General features: G+C 62.0%; 20 protein-coding genes and 1 pseudogene. 9 read left to right on the forward strand and 12 right to left on the reverse strand.

Annotation, left to right across the window (positions count from 1 at the left end):
• Window positions 1–96 precede the first annotated feature (96 nt).
• Entirely contained in the window at window positions 97–2,685 is a 2,589-nt protein-coding gene (locus tag AC3WKX_RS27175; RefSeq protein WP_102605699.1) for a hypothetical protein, read from the forward strand.
• A gap of 61 nt (window positions 2,686–2,746) precedes the next feature.
• On the opposite strand, the pseudogene AC3WKX_RS27180 reads toward AC3WKX_RS27175, so the two are convergent.
• A pseudogene (locus AC3WKX_RS27180) lies at window positions 2,747–2,827 on the reverse strand (thiol:disulfide interchange protein DsbG); the annotation flags it as partial.
• Window positions 2,828–2,994: 167 nt separating this feature from the next.
• Here AC3WKX_RS27180 and AC3WKX_RS27185 point away from each other — a divergent pair.
• Window positions 2,995–5,583: a carbohydrate binding domain-containing protein gene (locus AC3WKX_RS27185; protein ID WP_102605700.1), complete on the forward strand. Its 2,589-nt coding sequence runs from the start codon at window positions 2,995–2,997 to the stop codon at window positions 5,581–5,583.
• Between the two features lie 69 nt (window positions 5,584–5,652).
• Here AC3WKX_RS27185 and dsbG read toward each other — a convergent pair whose 3' ends face one another.
• The 3 genes from dsbG to dsbD are packed head-to-tail and all read right to left on the reverse strand — an operon-like array spanning window position 5,653 to window position 8,989.
• A complete protein-coding gene (dsbG, locus tag AC3WKX_RS27190; protein ID WP_003209017.1) occupies window positions 5,653–6,414 on the reverse strand; it encodes a thiol:disulfide interchange protein DsbG in 762 nt (253 codons plus the stop codon).
• The gene (locus AC3WKX_RS27195) at window positions 6,390–7,259 is read right to left on the reverse strand and encodes a TlpA disulfide reductase family protein (protein WP_087695093.1); all 870 of its coding nucleotides are present in this window, start codon (window positions 7,257–7,259) and stop codon (window positions 6,390–6,392) included. The genes dsbG and AC3WKX_RS27195 overlap by 25 nt, the downstream gene beginning before the upstream one ends.
• Complete coding sequence (dsbD, locus tag AC3WKX_RS27200) at window positions 7,259–8,989, reverse strand: protein-disulfide reductase DsbD (RefSeq protein WP_102605701.1); 1,731 nt, start codon at window positions 8,987–8,989, stop codon at window positions 7,259–7,261. The genes AC3WKX_RS27195 and dsbD overlap by 1 nt, the downstream gene beginning before the upstream one ends.
• A 175-nt stretch (window positions 8,990–9,164) precedes the next feature.
• On the opposite strand from dsbD, the gene AC3WKX_RS27205 reads away from it, so the two are divergent.
• The 5 genes from AC3WKX_RS27205 to AC3WKX_RS27225 all read left to right on the forward strand — a co-directional run bounded on the left by AC3WKX_RS27205 (window position 9,165) and on the right by AC3WKX_RS27225 (window position 13,917).
• Window positions 9,165–9,845, forward strand: a complete 681-nt coding sequence (locus AC3WKX_RS27205) for a response regulator (protein ID WP_003209011.1) — start codon at window positions 9,165–9,167, stop codon at window positions 9,843–9,845.
• Entirely contained in the window at window positions 9,845–11,164 is a 1,320-nt protein-coding gene (locus AC3WKX_RS27210) for an ATP-binding protein (protein ID WP_008431673.1), read from the forward strand. Before AC3WKX_RS27205 ends, AC3WKX_RS27210 begins: the two co-directional genes overlap by 1 nt.
• Window positions 11,165–11,287: 123 nt before the next feature.
• On the forward strand, window positions 11,288–12,061 hold the full coding sequence (locus AC3WKX_RS27215) for an N-acetylmuramoyl-L-alanine amidase (protein WP_102605702.1): 774 nt from the start codon (window positions 11,288–11,290) through the stop codon (window positions 12,059–12,061).
• A gap of 150 nt (window positions 12,062–12,211) precedes the next feature.
• On the forward strand, window positions 12,212–13,612 hold the full coding sequence (locus AC3WKX_RS27220; RefSeq protein WP_087695097.1) for an aspartate aminotransferase family protein: 1,401 nt from the start codon (window positions 12,212–12,214) through the stop codon (window positions 13,610–13,612).
• Between the two features lie 80 nt (window positions 13,613–13,692).
• Window positions 13,693–13,917 (forward strand): MbtH family protein, encoded by a 225-nt coding sequence (locus AC3WKX_RS27225; protein WP_003209001.1) that lies wholly within the window; start codon window positions 13,693–13,695, stop codon window positions 13,915–13,917.
• 149 nt (window positions 13,918–14,066) lie between these two features.
• Here the strand turns inward: AC3WKX_RS27225 and AC3WKX_RS27230 are convergent, their stop codons facing one another.
• The 8 genes from AC3WKX_RS27230 to AC3WKX_RS27265 are packed head-to-tail and all read right to left on the reverse strand — an operon-like array spanning window position 14,067 to window position 20,221.
• Complete coding sequence (locus tag AC3WKX_RS27230) at window positions 14,067–15,014, reverse strand: metal ABC transporter solute-binding protein, Zn/Mn family (protein WP_003208999.1); 948 nt, start codon at window positions 15,012–15,014, stop codon at window positions 14,067–14,069.
• Window positions 15,014–15,913 (reverse strand): metal ABC transporter permease, encoded by a 900-nt coding sequence (locus AC3WKX_RS27235; protein ID WP_003208998.1) that lies wholly within the window; start codon window positions 15,911–15,913, stop codon window positions 15,014–15,016. The genes AC3WKX_RS27230 and AC3WKX_RS27235 overlap by 1 nt, the downstream gene beginning before the upstream one ends.
• Entirely contained in the window at window positions 15,910–16,656 is a 747-nt protein-coding gene (locus AC3WKX_RS27240; RefSeq protein WP_102369603.1) for a metal ABC transporter ATP-binding protein, read from the reverse strand. Before AC3WKX_RS27240 ends, AC3WKX_RS27235 begins: the two co-directional genes overlap by 4 nt.
• On the reverse strand, window positions 16,653–17,573 hold the full coding sequence (locus tag AC3WKX_RS27245; RefSeq protein ID WP_023659272.1) for a metal ABC transporter substrate-binding protein: 921 nt from the start codon (window positions 17,571–17,573) through the stop codon (window positions 16,653–16,655). The genes AC3WKX_RS27240 and AC3WKX_RS27245 overlap by 4 nt, the downstream gene beginning before the upstream one ends.
• A gap of 26 nt (window positions 17,574–17,599) precedes the next feature.
• Entirely contained in the window at window positions 17,600–18,160 is a 561-nt protein-coding gene (locus AC3WKX_RS27250; protein WP_102605703.1) for a DUF6162 family protein, read from the reverse strand.
• A complete protein-coding gene (locus tag AC3WKX_RS27255; RefSeq protein WP_003208992.1) occupies window positions 18,157–18,486 on the reverse strand; it encodes a hypothetical protein in 330 nt (109 codons plus the stop codon). Before AC3WKX_RS27255 ends, AC3WKX_RS27250 begins: the two co-directional genes overlap by 4 nt.
• The gene (locus tag AC3WKX_RS27260) at window positions 18,483–19,022 is read right to left on the reverse strand and encodes a PA2404 family protein (protein ID WP_008431660.1); all 540 of its coding nucleotides are present in this window, start codon (window positions 19,020–19,022) and stop codon (window positions 18,483–18,485) included. The genes AC3WKX_RS27255 and AC3WKX_RS27260 overlap by 4 nt, the downstream gene beginning before the upstream one ends.
• Window positions 19,019–20,221 (reverse strand): PepSY-associated TM helix domain-containing protein, encoded by a 1,203-nt coding sequence (locus AC3WKX_RS27265; protein ID WP_087695105.1) that lies wholly within the window; start codon window positions 20,219–20,221, stop codon window positions 19,019–19,021. Before AC3WKX_RS27265 ends, AC3WKX_RS27260 begins: the two co-directional genes overlap by 4 nt.
• Before the next feature lie 251 nt (window positions 20,222–20,472).
• Here AC3WKX_RS27265 and leuC point away from each other — a divergent pair, with 251 nt between their 5' ends.
• Window positions 20,473–21,894, forward strand: a complete 1,422-nt coding sequence (gene leuC, locus AC3WKX_RS27270; RefSeq protein ID WP_102605704.1) for a 3-isopropylmalate dehydratase large subunit — start codon at window positions 20,473–20,475, stop codon at window positions 21,892–21,894.
• On the forward strand, window positions 21,891–22,505 hold the full coding sequence (gene leuD / locus AC3WKX_RS27275) for a 3-isopropylmalate dehydratase small subunit (RefSeq protein WP_102605705.1): 615 nt from the start codon (window positions 21,891–21,893) through the stop codon (window positions 22,503–22,505). Before leuC ends, leuD begins: the two co-directional genes overlap by 4 nt.
• Window positions 22,506–22,739: the final 234 nt, after the last annotated feature.

A 22,739-nucleotide genomic window follows, 5' to 3' on the forward strand; every position in this document is an offset into this window, starting at 1 on the left:
TTTTTAAGGTTCGAACTGTGAATTCTGACAGTAGGCAAGGGGGGCATTTCGGCGTGTGATGGGCAACACCATCACTCGTTGAAATGGAGTTCTATCATGCCCAAGTCATCACCGTTGACCCTTGACCTGCCCAAGCCACAGTTGGTCGAAGCCGAGGGAGAGCCCCGGGTTGACCCGCTCCAGTTGCTGGAGGGGGCTACTGTCCGGGTGTTCTACGAAGGGATGCTCAGCACCGACAGTATTGCGTTGCGCTGGGAGTCGACACCGGGGGAATACGCGCCGATTGCCTCCCTGGATGGCGTCGAAGCGGGCTCGGTCGAGTTCCACGTACCCCCGTATTACGTAGGGCTGCGCATTGATAACTTCGCGCTGTTTTCCTATGTCGTTACCCGCGATGGCGAGGAACATCCTTCCCCCGTTGCCGACGTGTTCATCAAGCTGCCGTCCAATTTGCCGCAACTGCAGATCTTTCAAGCCTCAGGCGGTGTTCTGGACCTGTCCTTGTTGTGCGGTGAAGACCCGGTTCTGCATGTCGACGCCTGGCCGTTCATCGACCCGGTTCAAGTGGCTCAGGTCTATATCGGAGGGATTTACCCTGATGGGTCCAAGGCCAGTCTCTACCCTTATGAAGATGCACCGGTAACAGACGAGGACGTGCGCCATGGCTGGACCCGAAAGTTGTCCCGTGCCGAGCTGGCCACGCTCAAGCATGACAGTGAGCTTTATATTGCGTTCTACGTTGAGTTTTTGCCGCGTGCGGGTTCCAGGCCGGTGTATCGGCTGATTTCTGGTTTGGTGTTGACGTTGCTCATCGAGCCTCATTTGGATCTCGTAGCGCCCACGGTGGTGGAAGCCACGCAAATCACACCTGAAAATCTCGTATTGAATCCGGTCAATACCCGGGACGGTGCGACCATCCGGGTCAGCTATGAGCATATGTGCCCTTGCGACTGGGTTTGCGCCTTCTGGGAAGGGACTGCCGGGGCAGGCACTCCGGTAATCGAGTGCAAGCAGGCCGACAATCGGGACGTTGTTGATTTTAATGTGCCGGCGTCAGCCATCAGCGCCAATTTCAATAAGCAGGTGTCGGTCCGCTACACCGTCCGACGGGAAGGGCAAACCTGGTCGGCGCTGCCGCGACCGGTAAAAATCCTGAATATCTCCGGCCTGCCCAAGCCGCAGGTGGAACAGGCCACGGGCAGTACGCTGGACCTCAATACGTTCCAGGGGGACGCGCAACTGACGGTGGCGGCCTATGCCTACGGCGCCTTGGGGCAGCCCTGCTGGATGTGGGTAACCGGTGAGCGGGAAGATGGCGCGCCTTATCGCTTCGATGTGCTGGACGGCGAGCCGCTCTCCGAGCAATGGCTGCAGGAGGGCGTCAGTACGCTGCTGTCCCGCCGCGATCTGCAAAAGCTGGCCGATTGCAGCCGCTTTGACGTGCATTTTGCGGTGAACTTCGATGGCCGGTCCGACAGGGCCAGCGCCGAGCCGTTTCCTGTGCTGCACCTGGATATTCATCAGAAAGACCTGGTCCTGAAACCCTTGACCATTCGGGAGGCCGTGGGCTCGCAGTTGACGGTATGGAATGGCCGTGATGGCGTGACGGCACGGGTGGAATATGACCACATCAGTGCTCATGACGAGATCAGCGTGTGTTGGACACAATCGGACGGTAGTTGCCTGCCGTTGCCACCCAAGCCGGGTAACACTGATCCGAAGTACGTTGACTTCACCATTCCCCGCGAGGCTGTAATCGCTGGAAGCGGCAAAACAGTGCCCGTCAGTTACAGCGTCGCGAGCGCATGCAAGCGCGTCACGTCAGCTGACCTGGAGCTACAGATCAGTGTCCCGCAGCGTTTGCCTGCGCCAGAGGTGCCGCAGGCCACTCAATTGCCCGGTGGCCAGGGGACACTGGACTTGCGCACCTTTACCGGGGATGCCGAGATTACGCTGCAAGCCTGGTGGTTCATCCTGGCGGGGCAAAAGGGCTGGCTGGAATGTACGGGAACCTTGCTCGACGGGTCGTCCCATACCCTCAAGCTGCTGGTCAATGAGCCGATCACGCAAGAGCAGGCAAACCATGGGTTGTCGCACGTTCTGCCTCGTGAGGAACTGGAAAAGTTTCGCCACAGGTCCGTATTGAACATCGTGTTCAAGGTTACGGCGGACGGCAGCTCCCATGTGAGCGAAGCAATTGTGTTCCCTGTGCTGATGTTGCTGTTGCGCAAGCAGTACAGAGACCTGACGGATTTCAACGATCAGACCTTGGGTTTATGGACCGTAGGGTCAGGCGCACCCGATGCCAGGGATATCAGCATTGAATATATGGGGACGGGACCTGACGGCAAGCCCGATTACGCAGTCAGGAATTTCACATACACCAATAACAGTTTCGGCCCGATCCTGCAGCGGCGCTTCTTGGATTTGGAGAGCGGTTTTACTTACCGGTTTTCCGTACGGGTTCGACGGTACAGCGTTGCGTTCGCGACGCCCAAGTTATCGTTGCGCAAAGACTCCATTCAACAAACACCGGTGGAGGAGTTGGTTGATCTGAACTGGCACACACTGAGCTTCACCTTTACGCCAACCATCGCTCCCGTGCTGCTGGAAATCTATAGCCATGAAGGCGCTACGAGCGGCAACGATTGGTACATGGATGATTTCCTGGTAGAGGGGATTTAATCCGCGCTGAAAAGACAATGCCCGCTTCGATGCGGGCATTGTCTTTTCAGGCTAGGGCTGATTATTTCGGACCGAGAATCTTCACCAGCTTATCCGGCGACGGCGCTCCTTGCTGTTCGCCCTTGTCATCCAGATAGAAAATCACTCGTGCCACGACGTGCCACTCGTCGTGCGGCGTGGTTTTTGAGGTTGGAACTGTGAATTCTGACAGTAGATTCGGTTTCTTTTTCAGCATTTGATAAGGGCTCGCCAGTCGGACTGGTTTCAGTCCGTCATGAGGCGCTCTTCTCATGGAAAAGGAGTTTAGGTATGCCTGCCAAATCTGCAACCGCCATCGTTCCTGAGGTTACATTGGTTCAAGCTGTGGGACGAAGGCTGGATCCGCTTGATGCGATCGACGGCGCAACGCTTCGAGTTTGTTATGAAGGAATGAGTGAGGATGACCTCATTCGGGTGTTCTGGAAGAGCTTGCCAGGGGAAGAATATGCGCCTGAGCCCCTGCATGGTGTGACAGAGGGGTGTGTGGATTTTCATATCCCGCCCTATTACGTCGGGCTGCGTATCAATCGCTTTGCGCTGTTTCGTTGTGTGGTTACCCATAATGGCGAGGAGTTTTCCAGCAGTGAGAGCGATATTTATGTGACATTGCCGTTCAACGATCTTCCCCATCCTGACGTGCCTCAGGCGGTCGATGGGGTGTTGGACCTTACAGTATTGTGTGGGCAAGACCCGCAGGTGTATGTGACGCCTTGGGTGTTTATTGATCCGATTCAGTTCGTTTGGCTGGACCTCCATGGCACCCTGGCGGACGGGAGCGCCTTTACGCTTCGCCTGGTCAATCACGAGCAGGTGACAGAAGCCGAGGTGCATGAGGGATGGCGCAGAGCTTTACCCTTGGACAAACTGCGGGGGCTTAAACAGGGCAGTCAACTGACCCTGGTATTTATCGTGGCCTTTAACGGTCCGGAGGATGATGCATCCAGACTTTTTCCGAGTACCACATTGACGGTGCTCACTGAACCCCATTTGAATCTCGTGGCACCTACGCTGGTTGAAGCGACGCTGATTTCGCCTGAACACTATGCACTCAATCCGGTCAATGCCCAGGAGGGGGCTACCATCCGGGTCAGTTATGAGCAGATGTGCCCATGCGACTGGGTGTGTGCCTATTGGGAGGGCACGCCCGGGGCGGGTAGCCCGCAGCTGGAATGTAAAAATGCTGGCGATGAGGCGTTTGTGGAATTTCACGTGCCACCCTCGGCTATCAGCGCCAATTTCAATGAACAGGTCACGGTCCATTACACGGTCCAGCGGGAAGGTCAGACGTGGCCATCGCCTGAACGCCATGTGCAAATTCTCAATGTCAGCGAGTTGCCTGCACCGCAGGTTCTCCAGGCCACAGGCCATGTACTGGACCTCAATACCTTCCACGGTGACGCACAAGCCCTGGTGATTCCTTTCCCTTATCGTGCCTTGGGCCAGCCTTGCTGGTTATGGGCCACCGGTGAATTGGACGATGGCACGCCTTACCATTTTGATGTGCTGGAGGGGGAGCCGCTGGCCGAGGAGTGGTTGCACGACGGCGTCAGTGCGGTGCTGTCGCGGCATGAGCTGCAAAAACTGGCGGATTGCAGTGGGTTGAGCGTGCACTTTGCGGTGAACTTCAATGGCCAGGTTGATCTGGCCAGCGCTGAACGGTTCCCGGTGTTGCACTTGGAGCTTGAACAGGAAGCGCTGGTGCTCGACGCACCAAGGGTGCTGGAGGCAGTCGGCCAGGACCTGACGATTTGGAACGGTCGGGACGGTGTGACGGTGCGTGTGGAGTATGCACACATCAGCTCGGGGCAAATGATCAGCCTGGACTGGATTCGGTCGGACGGTACCCGCTTGCCGTTGGCGCCGGAGCCCGGCAACGGCGACCCGGGTTATGTGGATTTCCCAATCCCCCGTGAAGCGGTGATTCAAGGCGCCGGTAAAACGATCCAGATTAACTACACCGTCACCAGTGCCTGCAAGCGGGCACCCTCCAAAACGCTCAATTTGCGCATCAGTGTACCGGTGCGGCTGCCGGTGCCGGTAGTGCCCGAGGCCACGCCACCTGCGACCCAAAGCGGTATTCTGGACCTGCGGACATTCGCGGGAGATGCCCATATTACTGTGGAAAAATGGTGGTTTATCCTGGCGGGGCAGAGAGGTTGGCTACAAGTAGACGGCACAAGGGAAGATGGGAGCGCCTATGTCATCAGGGTGATGATGGCCGAACTGATTACCGAGGGGGATGTTGAGAACGGCCTGAGACGGGTTCTCCTGCGCTCCGAGTTGGAGCAGTTGCGTAACCTTACACCGTTGGTCGTGACATTCGGCTGCACGCCGGATGGCAGTCCCAGCCCGGGTCAGGAGATCGTCTTCCCAGTACTGAGTTTGGTTTTTACCAAGCCTATGAAAGATGTAACTGACTTTAACCCGAACCAGAAAGGCTGGAATAACTGGCAAAGAGGGGCGGGAGCAGCATCTCAGGGTGACCTGGTACTTAAAACCGGGGCAGTGCCGGGAGCTGCGTCGGGGTATTACTTGTTTGATTGGGGGAATACGTACACCAGTAACCCCGTTACACAGCGCGAAAAGCTTTTCAAACTCTACACTCAACTGCAGTCAGGCCGTATTTACAGGTTCAGTGCTTGGATACGTGACAATAGCGGCTCACCTCCAAAGCCTTCTATGGTGTTGGTGGCAAACGGGGCCGATATTACTTCGATCACCTCTCCTGGGTTGTCTTGGCAGTTGCTCCAAGGAACCTTTACTGCCACTTCAACGACAAGGCTCAGCGTTGATAATCGTCAGATGGGGAACCCCGGCAATGACTTCGATGTGACGTTACTGGTGGTGGAGGAGGTTTGATCTGCTTGGAATTGGTCGCTTGAAGGATACAGGCCTCCGGCTTTTGGGAGGCCTTTTCCAACAGTCTGCTTATTTCGGACCGAGAATCTTCACCAGCTTATCCGGCGACGGCGCTCCTTGCTGTTGCTGCAATCCACCCTTGTCATCCAGATAGAAAATTGCCGGCGTGGCCGACAACTCCAGTTCGTCCATCAGCTTCATATTCGAATCAAGCTTGGCCTGGATATCCGCCGGGATCTTCTCCAGCGCCTGCAACTTGCTGCCTTTACCGGCCGACTCATGGGCTTCCAAGGCCTGTTGCGGGTCCTTGGCGGCAAACAGCGCGGCCGACTTGCCCGGGCTGTCTTCACGGATAATCCCCACCATGATGTGCCGCAACTGTACCTTGCCCGACTTCACCCAAGGCCGCGCCTGCTCCCAGAACATATTGCAGTACGGGCAGTTCGGGTCGCTGAACAGGTACACGATGCGCGGCGCGTCCTTGTTGCCGTCCTGGATCCAGTTGCTGTGTTCCATCTTGGCCCAGACTTCCTTGGCCATCGGCGCATACACCAGTTTCTCCAGCGGCGCGGTGCTCAGGTCATTGCCATCGGCGTCGTACAGGTTGCCGGCAATCACGCTTTTGCCATCGGCAGTCAGGTACAGCGCCATGCCACGGTTCTGGTATTGCGCCGCGTAACCTGTGAGGCCGCTGGGCGCATCGAACTTGCCGATGATCTTGGCCCCCTTGGCTTCGATGTTCTTGATCGGCGCCGGCCAGTCTTCGGCGTGGACCAGGCTGGCGGCCAGGGTCAGGGGCAGGAGTGTCAGCAGGTGGCGGAGGCGGAGCATGGCGAATTCCTTGTGGTGGCCGGCAAGGCCGGTTTGGCGGGGGTCGGCTCGAAGCGTTCCATGGCGCGGGCCAGGCTGGCCTGGGACAACTCGCCCAGGTGGCTGTTGATCAGGCGGCCGTCCGGTTGGTAGAACAGGGTCGTCGGCAAGGCCATGGAGCCGACGGCCTGGCCGAGGCGGCCGCTGGCGTCGAACAGCACGTTGTCCAGGTTCAGGCCCTGGGTCGCCAGGTAGGTGGCGACGCTTTGCATGCTTTCGGCCTGGTTGACGAACAGGAAGGTCACGTCCGGGCGCTGGCGCTGGGCACTTTCCAGTACCGGCATTTCGCGCCGGCACGGCGGGCACCAGGTGGCCCACAGGTTGATCACCAGCGGGCCGCCCTTGTAGTCGGCCAGTTGCACGGTTTCGCCATTGGCGTTGCGCAGGGCAATGTCCGGCAGGTGCGTGCCTTTTTCGTAGAGGGTCAGGGACAGGCTGGTCAAGGCCCAGAACGCCAGGCCGGTGATCACGCCGGCGCTCAGCGGCTTGCGCAGCAGCGGGCGGCGCCAGCCGTAGATCAGCGCGCCGATGATCAGCACGATCACGCCGGGCCAGGCGAGAAAACCGCCGTCGCGCAGGTCGACGATTTGCAGCGGGTCATTCTGGTAGTACGACCAGTACATCAATACGAAGCTGACGCGTGCGGCGAGCATACCCAGCAGAAACAGGGTGAACAGCACCGACTCGGGGTTCTCGCCGCCGCGCTTGGCCACCCGCCAGCCCACCAGGGTGGCGAGGATCAACGCCGTGATCAGCAGCAAGTGATTCAGGGCGATGGCGAAGGTGCCGATGGTCAGTGTCAGCATCAGAGGGCTTCCTGGGCTTGGGTCCAGCGTTGCAGGAAGGCGGCGGCGTCGACTTCGCCGGTGATGCGCTGGGCGCGGCGCTCTTCACCGTCGGGGCCGATCCAGACGAAGCTCGGAGGGCCGGGGACCTTGTAGCGGCCCAGCAGCTCGCGGCTGGCGGCGTTGTCGGCGGTGACGTCGAGGCGCAGCAGGCGCACATCCTTGAGGGCGTCCAGTACCTCGGGTTTGCCGAACACCTGTTTTTCCATGATCTTGCACGACACGCACCAGTCGGCGTAGTAGTCCACCAGCACCCATTGGCCCTGGGCCTTGGCACTGTCGAGCTGGCTTTGCAGCACGGCCGGGTCGTTGATGGTCATGAAGGCTTCGTGGGCGGTGGGAGCGCCAGCTGCCCGCGAGCCGCTGTAGACCTTCAGCGGTTGCCACAGGTCGTCGCTGCCGCCGGCCGCGCCGATCACCAATACGCTGCCCCAGAGGCCCAACACCAGCGAACCGGCACCGAACAGCATGGCGGTACGCCCGAAATCGCGGGCCAGGCGCCAGCCGCAGTAGGCCATGACCAGCGCCAGCACACCCCACAAGCCGAGCCACAGGGTTTCACCGACCACCGGGCGAATCATCAGCACGGCGGTGGCGAGGAACAGGAAACCGAAGATGCCCTTGAGGATATTCATCCAGGTGCCAGGCTTGGGCAGGAAGCGGTTGCCCACGGTCACCAGCAGCAACAGTGGCACACCGATGCCGATGCCCATGGCAAACAGGATCAGGCCGCCGTGCAGGGCGTTGCCGCTTTGGGCGATGTACAACAGCGCGCCGGCCAGGGGCGCGGTCATGCACGGGCCCACCAGCAAGCCGGACAGGGCGCCGAGCACGCCGGCGCCTACCAGGCTGCCGCCGCTTTGGTTGCGGCTGACGTTGTCCAGGCGATCGCGCAGGAAGGCCGGCAGTTGCAGTTCAAAGAAGCCGAACATCGGCAGGGCGAGAATCACAAACAACGCAGCGAAGCTGCCGAGGATCCACGGGGTTTGCAGCAGGGCGGCGAGGTTGCCGCCGAGCAGCGCAGCCAATACACCGAGCGCGGCATACACCAGCGCCATGCACACCACGTAGCTGGCGGCCAGGGCAAAGCCGCGCCGTGGGCTGGCGCCGCTGCCGACCACAAGGCCGGCGAGGATCGGCAACATCGGCAGGGAACACGGGGCGAAGGCCAGCAGCAGGCCCAGGCCGAAGAACACCAGCAGGCTCCAGCCCAGGCTGCGTTGTTGCAGGCCGCTGGCCAGGCTTTGGTCCTGGGCCTGGCCGGTGGCGGCGACGGCAGGGTTGCCGCCCAGGTCCACGGTGATCGATTGCGGCGGGTAGCACAGGCCGGCATCGGCGCAGCCTTGCCAGCCGAGCTTGACCTGGCCGGTGGCGCCAGCGGGAATCTTCACTTCCAGGCCCTGGCGATAGACTTGCTGCTCGCCAAAGAACTCGTCGCTGTGGGCTTCGCCCTGGGGCAACGTCGGCTTTTCGGCCAGGCCATCGAATTTCATGCGCTGCTGGTACAGGTAGTAACCGTCGGCAATCTGCCAATACAACTGGGTTTCGCCGGAGGCCAGACGCTCGGAGGTAAAGGTGAAGGCTTTGTCCACCGGGAGGAAGTCGGGTTTGGTCTCGAATGGATTGTTGCCAGGCGCGGCCTGGGTGAATCCAGCAAACACTACCAGCAGAAAGATAAACAGATGCCGCATGATCAAGCCTTAGTTCGAAGCAAGTGGGACACACAATGTGTGGCGTTGATTAACCGATGATTAACCGGGCTATCCTAGAAAGAAGCGATTATCCGGGATTCTTGGCGTTGGCGGCATAATGCACGCTTAATCCACTGCCTTTTTAATCACCCTCACATTTTGCAAAGGGTTCACCATGCACGTACTGGTCTGTGAAGACGACGAGCTGATCGCCAGCGGCATTGTTGCCGGGCTCAGCGCCCAGGGCCTGACGGTCGAGCGCGTCGGCACGGCTGCGGCTGCCCGGGCGATGCTCAAGGTGGCGGAATTCGACGTGATGGTACTCGACCTCGGCCTGCCGGATGAAGACGGCTTGAAGCTGTTGCAGCAACTGCGCAGCCAGGGCCTGGAGATTCCAGTGCTGATCCTGACCGCACGGGATTCGGTGACCAACCGCGTCGACGGCCTGCAGGCCGGTGCCGACGACTACCTGCTCAAGCCCTTCGACCTGCGCGAACTCGCCGCACGCCTGCACACCCTGTTGCGCCGGGTAGCCGGCCGCAGCGTCAACCTGATCGAGCACGGGCGCCTGACCTACAACCCCAGCAGCCGCGAAACGTTGCTGGGCGGTGAGTCGGTGGACCTGTCCCGCCGCGAGCAGGCGCTGTTGCAGGCCCTGTTGCAGAACCGCGGCCGGGTGCTCTCCAGCGAGCAGCTCAAGGACAGCGTCTACGGCCTGAACGACGAACTGGAAAGCAACGCCCTCAACGTGCACATCCACCACCTGCGGCGCAAACTCGGCAACGGCATCGTCGAAACCGTGCGCGGCCTGGGCTATCGCCTGGGCCCGGCTGACGGTGGAGAGGACGCTTCGTGATGAGCCTGCGCCTGCGGCTGACCTTCAAGCTCGGCGCAGCTTTCGTGCTGATCTGGGTCCTGGCCGCCGCGTGGATGCTCAACGACCTGCGCAACCAGATGATGTTTTCTCTCGACCAGCGCCTGGTGGCGTCGGCACGCATGGTGGCGGGGCTGATGGAGCAGATGCCCGGCCTTTCCAGCACGGGGGAGGGCGCGCACTTCAGCGCCGAACAATTGAACGTGCCAGGCGGTATGGCGTGCCAGGTCAGTTCCTTGCGCGGCGTGGTTTTGGCCCGCAGCCACACCACGCCGGACCAGGGCCTGGAGTCGCGCAAGAGCGGCTTTCGCGACCAGATGATTGATGGCGTGGGCTGGCGCAGCTTTACCCTGTCCCGTGGCGATTTGTTTATCACCACCGCCGACCGGCAGGTGGAGCGTGAAGCGTTGAACCTGTCGATCCTGCTGGCCGCCTCGGTGCCGGTGGGCGTGGCATTGTTGGGCTGCCTGTGCCTGTTGTGGCTGGGGATCGGCCAGAGCCTGTTGCCGCTCAACCGCATGCGTGACGCCTTGATGCGCCGCAGTGCCGACTCCCTCGAACCGTTGCAGATCAGCCCGCTGCCCAGCGAACTCAAGCCACTGCTCGACACCCAGAACCAGTTGCTGCAACGCATCGCCAAGACCATCGAACGCGAACGCCGCTTGACCGGTGACGCGGCCCACGAATTGCGCAGCCCGTTGACCGCGATCAAGACCCACCTGCAAGTGGCGCGCATGACCGAAGGCGCCGCCCGTGACCAGTCCCTGGCCCACGCTGAAGAGGGCGCCGACCGCTTGCACCGCACCCTTGAGCAGTTGCTGCTGCTGGCGCGGGTCGAAGGCAGCCTGTCGTTTGATGACGGCCTGCAATCGAGTGCCGAACAAGTTGCGCAACTGGCGATCCAGGATGCCAACGGCGGCGACAATCAGCGTATTGACCTGATCCTGGCAGACGGTTTGTCCGAAAAACCTTTGGAAATGCCGGTGGGCCTGGCCGTCGCGGCCCTGCGCAACCTGCTGGACAACGCGCTGCGCCACACCCCGGCCGATACCCGGGTGGAACTGAGTGTGTCCAGCGCTGGCGACAATGTGGTGTTCCGGGTGCGTGACCATGGCGCGCCGATTTCCAGCGAAGACTTGCAACACTTGACCCAGCGCTTCTGGCGCAACGGCAACAGCCCGGGTTGCGGCCTGGGGTTGGCGATCGTCCAGGCCATCGTGCAGCGCTGCTCGTGCTCCCTGAAATTCGACAGCCAGGCCGATGGCATGCGCGTCGACCTGGGCATGCCATTGCGGCGCTGAAACCTTCTTTTCACAGCACACATAGCTACCGCCATCCTCAAGCGCAACGCTTCAGGATGGCGGTCATTTTTTTGTGTTTGAACCGGCTGAATGACTCGGCCTGTGTTGAAAAGGACAGCCCCTATGTTGGTTATCGATTCCACGTATCCCGCAAACGACTTCAATGAGCGCAATGGCCAGGCCGTGCGCCAGGTGATTGTGCATTACACCGCCGCGCCCTTTGCCTCGTCATTGCGTGCACTGACCCGCGACGGTTTCAGTGCCCACTACCTGTTGGCCGACCCCCATGACGCCAGCTACCGCGCCGCCGGCTATGACGAGTTGCGGGTATTTCGCCTGGTGGACGAAGCGCAACGCGCCTGGCACGCCGGCACCAGCCACTGGGCCGGGCGCGATAACCTCAACAGCCGCTCCATCGGCATTGAAATCGTCAACCAGGCCCGGGATGACGCCGGTGTGTTGACCTTCCCGGCCTATGGCGCAGAGCAGATTGACGTGTTGATCGCTTTGATTCGTGACATTCAGGTGCGTTACCCGGCGATCGGTCCTACCGACATCCTCGGGCATTCCGACATTGCCTATTGGCGCAAGAGCGACCCCGGCCCCCGCTTGCCATGGCGCTACCTGTTCGAGGCGGGCGTGGGAGCCTGGTATGAAGAGGTGGCCAAGATGGCCTATCAACGTCGGTTCGACATCGGCCTGCCGCCAGAGGTTGAGGTGGAGCGGGCGTTCCAGCGCTACGGTTATGCCCCGGCGAAAAATCGCCTGGGTTTCCAGCAACGTGTCCGTGCGTTCCAGATGCATTTTCGGCCCTCTGACTACAGCGGGCGGCTGGATGCGCAGACCTGCGCGATCCTGTATGCGTTGAATGAAAAATACACCGGGGTGGCCGGGTAAATCCGCTAAAGCTGTTTTTAACGACCACAGGTGTAAATCCTCCCTTCGCTGATGCGTTTCCAGAACAGGAAATCCGTGCGCGGCCCTTGGGCCTGGCGCCAACGGGTGGGCAGTTTGGTCACCATCATCAGCGTATTGAGGGATCGAGAGATGTCAGTCGCTACCAGCCGTATCGAAGAGACCCAGGCGGTCCCTGCGGAAACGCTTTACCAGTTCGATGAAACCCCGCTGCTGGCCCGCCAGCGCCAGCAGGAATCCAATGCCCGCAGCTACCCACGGCGCATTCCCCTGGCGCTCAAGCGCGCCCGCGGGATCTATGTCGAGGACGTCGAAGGCCGCAGCTTTATCGATTGCCTGGCCGGGGCCGGCACCCTGGCGCTGGGGCACAACCACCCGGTGGTGATCGATGCCATTCGCCAGGTGCTGAGCGATGAATTGCCGTTGCACACCCTGGACCTGACCACGCCGGTCAAGGACCAATTCGTGCAGGACCTGTTCGGCCTGCTGCCGCCGGCGCTGGCGCAGGAAGCCAAGATCCAGTTCTGCGGCCCCACCGGCACCGATGCGGTGGAGGCCGCGCTGAAACTGGTGCGCACCGCCACCGGGCGGAGCACGGTGTTGTCATTCCAGGGCGGTTATCACGGCATGAGCCAAGGCGCCCTGAGCCTGATGGGCAGCCTGGGGCCGAAGAAGCCACTGGGCGCCTTGCTCGGCAATGGCGTGCAATTCCTGCCATTCCCGTACGACTACCGTTGCCCGTTCGGGCTGGGCGGCGCGGAAGGGGTCAAGGTCAACCTGCATTATCTGGAAAACCTGCTCAACGATCCCGAGGCCGGTGTATTGCTGCCGGCGGCGGTGATCGTCGAGGTGGTGCAAGGCGAGGGCGGTGTGATCCCGGCTGATCTCGACTGGCTGCGCGGCCTGCGGCGCATTACCGAGCAGGCTGGTGTGGCGCTGATCGTTGACGAAATCCAGAGCGGCTTTGGTCGCACCGGCAAGATGTTTGCCTTCGAACATGCCGGCATTGTCCCGGACGTGGTCGTGCTGTCCAAAGCCATCGGCGGCAGCCTGCCACTGGCGGTGGTGGTGTATCGCGACTGGCTCGACACCTGGTTGCCGGGCGCCCATGCCGGGACCTTCCGTGGCAATCAGATGGCCATGGCGGCCGGCTCGGCGGTGATGCGTTACCTCAAGGACCACGACATTCCCGCCCACGCGGCCGCCATGGGCGAGCGCCTCGGCGAACACCTGCGCATCCTGCAGCGCGACTTCCCGCAGTTGGGAGACATTCGTGGCCGTGGGCTGATGCTCGGTGTGGAACTGGTGGACCCCGCCGGTGCGCCTGATGCCCAGGGCCACCCGCCGGTGCATCGCCAACTGGCGCCGCTGGTGCAGCGTGAATGCCTCAAGCGCGGGTTGATTCTCGAACTGGGCGGGCGACACGGCAGCGTCGTGCGCTTCCTGCCGCCGCTGGTGATTACTGCCGCAGAAATCGACCGTGTGGCCGAGATTTTTGGTCGCGCCCTGGCGGCGTCAGTCACCAGCCTCTAATTTTTTATCGGGCTGGCACGTTCCTTCTTACATCAGCTGTGCGTGGTGCGCAGCCAGCCTTACACCGACGGAGAACAGCAATGACCTCAGTATTCGACCGCGAAGACATCCTGTTTCAGGTAGTGGTCAACCATGAAGAACAATATTCCATCTGGCCCGACTACAAGGCCGTGCCGGAAGGCTGGCGCACCGTGGGCAAGAGCGGGATGAAGAAAGAGTGCCTGGCCTACATCGAAGAAGTGTGGACCGACATGCGCCCGCTGAGCCTGCGCCAGAAGATGGATAGCCAGGCACTTGCCGGCTGACCCGGACCTCGGGCATAACACCGACTCAAATGTGGGAGCGGGCTTGCTCGCGAAGGCGTTGTTTCAGTCACCGTATGTGTTGACTGTCACACCGCATTCGCGAGCAAGCCCGCTCCCACATTTACTGTGTTTCGCCGGTGAGAGGCGCGTTACAGCGCCTTGATCACCTGATCCACATTGCCTTCCAGTTCCGCCACCGGGTCGGCGCCATCGGTGCCCAGCACCAGCAACTTCGCCCCGCCCGCCGTGACCGCCGCCTGCACTGCATCGCTTGGCTTGCGGTGATGCAGCACCACGGCCACCTCATTCTCCTTCAAGCCTTCGCTCAGTTGCTGCAACGCCTCGGGTGTCCACTCGGTATCCGCCCTTGCATCGGTGCTGACCAGCTCCAGGTTCAAGCCACTGACGAGATAACCAAAGTGATCGCTCAAGCTGGCCACCGTCAGGTTATCGGCCTTGGCCAGTCGCGCTTCGCTGTCGGCGGTGAGCTTGAGCAGGCGTTGCTTGAGCGCGGCCAGGTTGGCTTCGATCTGCGGCTTGGCCTCGGGCGCCAGGCGGCTCAGGTCGGCGGCCATCACATCGGCCATGCGCCCCATGTTGTTGCTGGCTTGCCACGGCTGGCTGTTCAGGCCGTCGGTGGCGCCCGGCTGCACGGCAATCCCCGGCAAGCCGCCGTCCACCGGGCGCGCGGCGTCGACTTCGACGATGCGGATATTGCTGCGCCGGGCCACCGGGTACAGCGGGTCGTCGGGCCACAGCGAGCGCAGGCCGATGGCCGCATCGGCGTCCAGCGCCAGGGTGTTCAGCGCCTGCGCGCCGCGCCCGGTGAAATAGGCGACTTGCCGCGAGCCGGGCAGGTTGGCCGGTGCCGCGCGCTCAAGCTGCACATCAGTGCCTTTGAGCAACACCTGCGCCAAGCCATAGGTGATCGGCAAGGCGGCGAGGACTTTCACCGGTTTTGTCGCCTTGGCCTGGTTCAAGGCAGCATGGCCAACGCCTTGGTTGGCGGTGATCTGTAGCGGCTTGACGCCGTCGGCGGCAAATGCCGGTGTGGCAATGGCCAGGGCCAGAAGCAGTGGTCGAAACATCGGGCGCATTATCCAAGATTCCCTTTCAGGCTGGGGACCGTGCCGCGGGCGATGGCGGCGAGGGCGAAGGCGATACCGGCTACCAGGATGATCGCGGCACCGGACGGAATCGGCAGGTCGAAGATGATCGGCAGCAGGATCCCGCACAGGGTGCTGACGGTGGCGATCACCACCGAGATCCAGAAGAAGCCCTTGAGCGACTGGCTCAACAGGCGTGCGGCGGCCGCCGGAATCACCAGCAACGCACCCACCAGGATCGCGCCGATGACCTTGACCGCCGCCACGGTGATCAGGGTCACCAGGATCACGAACAGGTAGTCCAGGGTCTTCACCGCCACCCCGCGCACCGCCGCCAACTGCGGGTTGAAGCTGGCGAGCATGATGCGGTTGTACAGTGGCAGGGCCAGGGCCATCACCAGCGCGCCGACAATCGCCAGCACCAACAGGTCATTGCCGTTGACGGTCAGCACCGAGCCGAACAGCACGTTTTCGAGAATGTGCACGTTGATCTTGCCCGCCAGAATCAGCAGCAGGCTCGCGCCCAGGGCCAGGGACACCGAGAGGAATACGCCGATCAGCGTGTCCGGCGCCAGGCCGGTGCGGTTGCGCAGGTAGTTGAGCAGGATCCCGAACAGCAGGCAGTAGCCGAACAGGCTGCCGTAAGGCCCGGTGTAGGGTTCCCCCAGCAGAATGCCCACGGCCACGCCGGTCAGTGCGGCATGGCCCACGGCTTCGGAAAAGAACGCAAAGCGCTTGACCACCACCAGGGTGCCCAAACCGCCCAGCACCGGGCCGATCAGCAGGCCGGCGAGCAGGGCGTTGACTACAAATCCATAGGCCAGCGCTTCCGGCAGATACCCGGAAGACGCCCAGCCCTGGACCATCAGGCGAAAGGCTTCATAGCTCATAAGGCCGGGCTCCGTGGGTGGGTGGAGAACAGGGTCAGCAGGCGGTCCGGGGTCAGTGCTTCTTTCGGCGTGGCGTCGAACAGCACACGGCGGTTCAGGCCGGTGACGCGATCGGCCAGGCGGCCGACGGCTTCCAGGTCGTGTTCGATCCACAGCACGGTGATCCCGGCCTGGCGCCAGTCGTTCAGCAGCCGCTCGAACACCTGGATCCCGGCTTCGTCCAGCGCCGACATCGGTTCGTCCAGCACCAGCAATTGCGGTGCCGGGATCAAGCCCTGGGCCAACAGCACCCGCTGGCGTTCACCGCCAGACAGCGCACCCATGCGCCGCTTGCGCTTGTCCTGCATGCCGACCCGTTCCAGTGCGTCGCCAATCGCGGCGGCGTAATGTTTGGACAGCCCGAGAAACGCCGGACGCCGCTGGCACATCGCGGCCATGAAATCGTCGACGGTCATCGGCAAGCCCCGGTCGAACTCCAGCGCCTGGGGCACGTAGCCGATGGTGCCGGGTGCATCCGGCCAATGCAGGCTCAACTGGCCCTGGTGCGGCGTTTGCCCCAGCAGGGTCTTGATCAGCGAGCTTTTGCCGCCGCCGTTGGGGCCCACCAGCGCATGGATGCTGCCGGGCTGCACCTGGAAACTCACTGCATCGAGGATCACCGTACGGCCCAGGGTCAGCGCGACGTTATCGAAGTCGAGGGTCGGGCCAACGCTGGCCACACTCAGGTGTTCAGCCGCCGTCATGCCCCGGACTCCTGAATCGCCCGCACCACGGTGTTGAGGTTGCCGGTCATTTCCACTTCGTATTTTTCCGCGCTGTAGTCGCCATAGGAAATATGCGACAGCGGGTACAGCTTCACCCCGGACTCACGCTGGATGGTGTCGACGTAGCTGGACGGGAAATCCATCTCCGAGAAGATCACTTTCACGTCCAGTTCCCGCAGTTGGTCGATGGTTTTCTTCAACTGGCTGGGGCTCGGCTCGATGCCGTGGGCCGGTTCCACCACGGCGGTGACTTCCAGGCCGAATTCCCGCAGCAGGTAGTCATATGCCGCGTGCACGGTGGCCACCCGCAGGTCGGGGTTGGGCGCGCTGGTGAGCTTGGCCAGGGCGTCGGCGCGCATCTGGCGCAGGCGCTTGCCGTAGGCGCGGGCGTTCTGGGTGTAGGTCTTGGCGTTGTCCGGGTCGAGCTTGCCCAGTTCCCGGGCAATGTTGTTCACCTGGGCAATCGAGGCGCTGATGGACAGGAAGGTGTGCGGGTTGACCACCTTGCCCGCACCGCGCGCAGCGTTGCCGGTGGCGGCCAGCAGCGGCACGTTGGCGTTGGCCTCGATCACCGGGATGTCCGGGCGCTCGCTGGTGGCGATCATGCGGTCGGCGAAATCGTCATGGCCGACGCCGTTGAGCACGATCACATCAAGGGTGCCGATGCGTTTGATGTCTTCGGCGCGGGGTTCGTAGGCATGGGGATTGAAACCGGCCGGAATCAGCGGGACAACTTCAGCCTTGTCGCCGACGATATTGGCGACGTAGCTGTAATACGGGTGCAGGGTGATGCCGATGCGCAGGCGCTTTGCCGGGTCGGCACTGGCGAACGGGGCCAGCAGCACGGTGATCAGGCCGACCAGCACCAGACGTAATAATGGAGATGAAATAGACATGGTCTTCTCTCGGCTGCAACGTGAATTCAGTGACGATGCTGGCGGGTGACACCGGCATCGAATTGCGCGACTACCTGCTGCCAGCCCGCGCTGATCAGCGCCTGGTCAGTGAGGTCGGTGGGGGCGGTGAGGTGGGCGCTGCGGTTGAGCCAGATATCCGGCTCGGCGCCGCGGATGCGCATCAACAGCGAACCGCTGAGGTCCGGCGTCTGGCTCAGGCCCAGATAGGCCGCGTCCAGCAACTGCCAGCGGTGGTCGCCACGGCTCACCGAACTGGCGTCCTGGGCGAAGGGCGCGAAGCCCTCTTCGGCCAGCTGTTCAGGCGTCGGCAGAGCGCTGTGTTCCTCCTGCAGCAAGTGGATTTCATCCAGGGTCACCCGCAGGTCGGCGTAGATGCCTTGCTCGGCGGCGCTGAGGTCGCGGCGGGCGTCCAGTTGGTGGCTGGGCACGGCGGCGATCTCCTGGCTTTCACCGCGCAAGGCCACCACCGTGCCGGCAACGGCGAGGATGATCAGGCACAACAGCAGGACATACAGGGTTTCGTGCCCGGCACCGGCCGGGCGCACGACTTGGGTTGTACGGCTCATTGGGGCTGGATATCCGCTTGGTCGATTTCCACCACGTGGCCGGGGCCGGCATCAAACAACACGTAGAACTCGGCGGAGGGTTTCTTGAAGGTCAGCTTCGAGTCTTCTCCCAGCTTGCCGGGCACCAGGATGGTCTCGTCGTAGCCGATCACATCCAGGGTCACGCCGGGGGCACCGCTGCCATCGGAGAAACCACCGGTGCACTGGATCTGCTCGCCGGCGATTTCCTTGCATTCGCACATCGGGTTGTGGGCGAGGGCGACGGTACTGAAACCGGCACTGAGGATCAGCGCGCCAACGGTGCGGGCCAGTTGCGGCAAAGTCATGGTTTAACTCCTCGTTTTTTCAGCCAGTCGATGGTGGCCGGCGATGCCTGGCTCAAGGGAATGGAGGCCTGGTGCATGGCGCCGTCCCAGCCTTCCATGGTGATCCACACTTCGGCGTCCAGCGGGGTGCGCTCAGGGATCGGCAACGCGGCGCCCATGCGGTATGGGGTGCCGAAGAAAATCACCCCGGCCGCCCGCAGGCTGCGGGGCTTGCCGATACGCAGGTAGGTCGCCTTGACCTGGTCGATGCACGTGGCACACAGGGCAGCGTTGAAGGATTTCATCGGGCCTGCCGGGTCCGGGCGCGGCGGCTCGTTGCGTAGCTCGGCGAGCTTCAGGCTCCAGGGGCCGACCTGTACTTCGCCGATCTCCCGTTCGCCCAGGCCGCTGTCGCCGCGAAACAGTGCCGCGTCGGCAAAGTACTTGGGCATGAAGCCCAGGGGCACCAGCAACAGCAGGATATTGATGTGGAAGCGCCATTTGAGCCAGAAGGCCCGCAGGGGCGAGGGGGGTTGAACCGTCATGGCCTTGTTCATGGGTTGGCCTCCGTGGTCTCAGCCTGCAAGGCCTGGGTTTTCGCCGGTTGACGGGCTGCCTTGGCTTCGCGTTTCAGCGCATTGAGGGTGGCCAGCGCCGTGCGTTTGGTCCAGATCAGCAAGCCGCTCAAGACCATCATGCTCAGCACCAGGCCGAAGAAGGCCCAGATCAGCTTGATCCAGATCCCGCCAAAGTCCCCGGTGTGCAACGGGCGCATGGATTCGGTGACGAACTCCAGGGCCGAACGGTCGGACAGCAGGTGCGAGGCGGCGATTTCGCCGTTGTACGGGTTGATTTCCGCGGTCTGGAACATCAGCGGGTACCAGCCACGCCCGCCGATGCGCAGGTGGCTGTAGGCGTTGCTGGGCAGGCTCACGAAGCTGGCCTCAAGCCCGGGAATGCGCTGGGTGGCGATGTTGATCGCCTCGTCCAGGGGAATCATGGGCGCCGGTACGCCCGGGGCGGACATCGGCACTTTGTCGCGGGCAATCGCCGGGACGATCGGCTCGCTGGAAATGGTGATCTGGTTATCACCCAGGATCGCCTGGATCAGGAACCAGGTGCCTGTGATGGAAATCACCGCGATAAACCAGATCGACCAGATGCCACTCAGCCGGTGGAAGTCGCCCCAGAAAATCCGCGCACCGTGACGAATGCGCAGGGTCGGCCTGAAAAAACCTTTCCAGAAACGCTTGTAGACCACGAGGCCGGTGACCAGCGAGGCCAGCAGCGGCAAGCCCAGCAGCGAGACCAGGTACCAGCCCCAGCTGTAGCCATTGGTGAAAGGCACCAGCCACCAGCCATGCAGGGCACGGGTAAATTGCTGGAAGTTGAACGATGGGCTGATGCCCTGGATCACCCCGGTGTATGGGTTGACGTAGACCTCCAGCGAGCGCCCGTCGGGGTAGCTGAGGTCGGCGCTGAGGGCGAAGTGCGATTCGTCCGGGCGGCTCAGGGATTCGACGATCACCTGGGGTTCGGCGCGCTTGATGGCGCCGATCACCTGGTCGTAGGTGAGCGGTTCGGCATCGTCCGACGGCTTGCTGGCGCGGATGTCCGGGTTGGCCAGCCAGACGATCTCCTGGCTGACCACCGCCAGGGTGCCGGTGACGCAGACGATCAGCACAAAGAACCAGATGGGCAATGCCAGCCAGCTGTGCACGAGAAACCAGAGTTTTGAGCGTGACTTCTTCGACATGTGAATGAGGGTCTTGATCGGAGGGAGGCGGTAAAGGCCCGGAAAACGCCACCCGTAGCTTTTGCTGACGCGAGCGGCTGTATCTAAGTTAAGACGGATGAGAAACACAAAACCCTAAGGCGGATATGAAAGTAAATGTTTCAGATACGCATTCATGCAACACGAAACATGTTCCGAGCCATCACCAAGGCGGGATTGATGGGGCGGGGGCGCTGCCTATGATGGGGTCATACCGTTGAGCGAGCCCCATAATGACTTCTGCCAGAACCCTCTACGACAAACACATCGATTCCCACACGGTGTGCCGCCTGGATGACCAGGGCCATGTGCTGCTGTACATCGACCGCCAGGTGATCAATGAATACACCAGCCCGCAAGCTTTCAGCGGCTTGCGCGAGGCGGGCCGTGGTGTGTGGCGGCCCGGTACGGCGTTGGCGGTGGTCGACCATGTGAACCCCACCACGCCCAAGCGCATCGCGACCATGCCGGATGCGGGCGGCGCGCGCCAGGTGTCGTACCTGGCGGAAAACTGCCGGGATTTCGGGATCGAGCTGTTGGATATCCTCGACAAGCGCCAGGGCATCGAACATGTGATCGCCCCGGAACAGGGTTTTATCCTGCCGGGCATGGTGATCGCCGCCGGCGACAGCCACACCACCACCTACGGTGCCTTGGGCGCGTTCGGCTTTGGCATTGGCACTTCGGAAATCGAGCATTTGCTGGCCTCGCAAACCCTGGTCTACAAGCGTCTGAAAAGCCTGCGTGTGACCGTGGACGGCGAACTGGCCCGTGGGCTGACCTCCAAGGACGTGATCATGGCGCTGATCGGCAAGATCGGCGCTTCGGGAGCCACCGGCTACGCCATTGAGTTTTGTGGGTCGACCATCGATGCCTTGAGCGTCGAGGCGCGCATGACCATTTGCAACATGGCGGTGGAAGCCGGCGCACGTGGAGCGTTCATGGCGCCGGATGAAAAAGTCTTCGCCTACCTCAAGGGCAAGCCACGCGCGCCGAAGGGCGAGTTGTGGGAACGCGCCCTGGTGGGCTGGCGCCAACTACACTCGGATGCCGACGCGGTGTTCGACCTCGAAGTGCAGCTGGATGCCAGCGCCCTTGAGCCGATGGTCACCTGGGGCACCAGCCCCGACCAGGCCGCGCCCATCGGTGCCCGCGTGCCGGACCCGCAAGACATCAGCGACCTGATCCTGCGCCAGGACATGCGCCGTGCCTTGAACTACATGGGCCTGGAAGCGGGCATGCCGTTGAGCGACATTGTGATCAGCCACGCGTTTATCGGCTCCTGCACCAACGCCCGCATCGAAGACCTGCGCGATGCCGCCAGCGTGGTGCGCGGCAAGCACGTGGCCGACCATGTGCGGGCGATGATCGTGCCGGGCTCCACCGAAGTGCGTGACCAGGCCGAAGCCGAAGGCCTTGCCGCGGTCTTTATCGACGCCGGGTTTGAATGGCGCCAGTCGGGCTGCTCGATGTGCCTGGCGATGAACGACGACGTGCTGGAGCCGGGCGACCGCTGCGCTTCCAGCACCAACCGCAATTTCGAAGGCCGCCAGGGCGCGGGTGCCCGCACGCACCTGATGAGCCCGGCCATGGTCGCCGCTGCGGCCATCACTGGCCGGCTGACGGATATTCGCCACTTTGGAGACCGCACATGAGCTTGCAACCCTTCACTCGGATCACCGGCAAGGCGGCGCCGATGCTGGCGGCCAATATCGACACCGACGTGATCATGCCCAAGCAGTTTCTCAAGGGCATCGACCGCAACGGGCTGGACCGCGGGTTGTTCTTTGATTTGCGCTTTTTGCCCTCGGGTGAGCCTGACCCGCAGTTTGTGCTGAACCAGCCGGCCTGGCAGGGCGCGAGCTTTATGGTAGTGGGGCCGAACTTCGGCTGTGGTTCCAGCCGGGAGCATGCGGTGTGGGGCCTGAAGCAGATGGGCATCCGCGCGTTGATCGGCAGCAGCTTTGCGGGGATTTTCTATGATAACTGCCAGCGTAACGGGGTGTTGTTGATCACGCTGGAGGAGGCGGTGTTGCAGCGGTTGGGGCAGATGGTGAGTCAGCCTGAGCAGGCGCAGATCAGTGTGGACCTTGAGGCGCAGGAGATTCTTTTGGCGGACGGGCAGGTGATTGCGTTCCAGATCGATACGTTGCGCAAGACTGCGTTGTTGTTGGGGTTGGATGCTATTGGCACGACGTTGCAGCGCAGTGAGCAGATCGAGGCGTTTGAGCGGGAGCATTTGGCGGCCAATCCTTGGCTCGGGTGATGGGGCTGTGGTTGCAGGTTGGCTGCTCCGCACTGCCTGCGTTCGGCCTTGGGATGAATGGGGCAGTCAGATCAAAATCAAGAGCACAGCGGCCTCCCGGCCGGCTTGAGTGTTAAAAGCAAAAGCAAAGACCAGAGCGAAAACAGATCTGCTTTTATGTGGGAGCGGGCTTGCTCGCGAAAAACCTGAGAGCGCCGCGTTCATCCAGAATGCCCGCGTCATCGTTAACGACCT

It is taken from the genome of Pseudomonas sp. GP01-A4 (assembly GCF_058780865.1).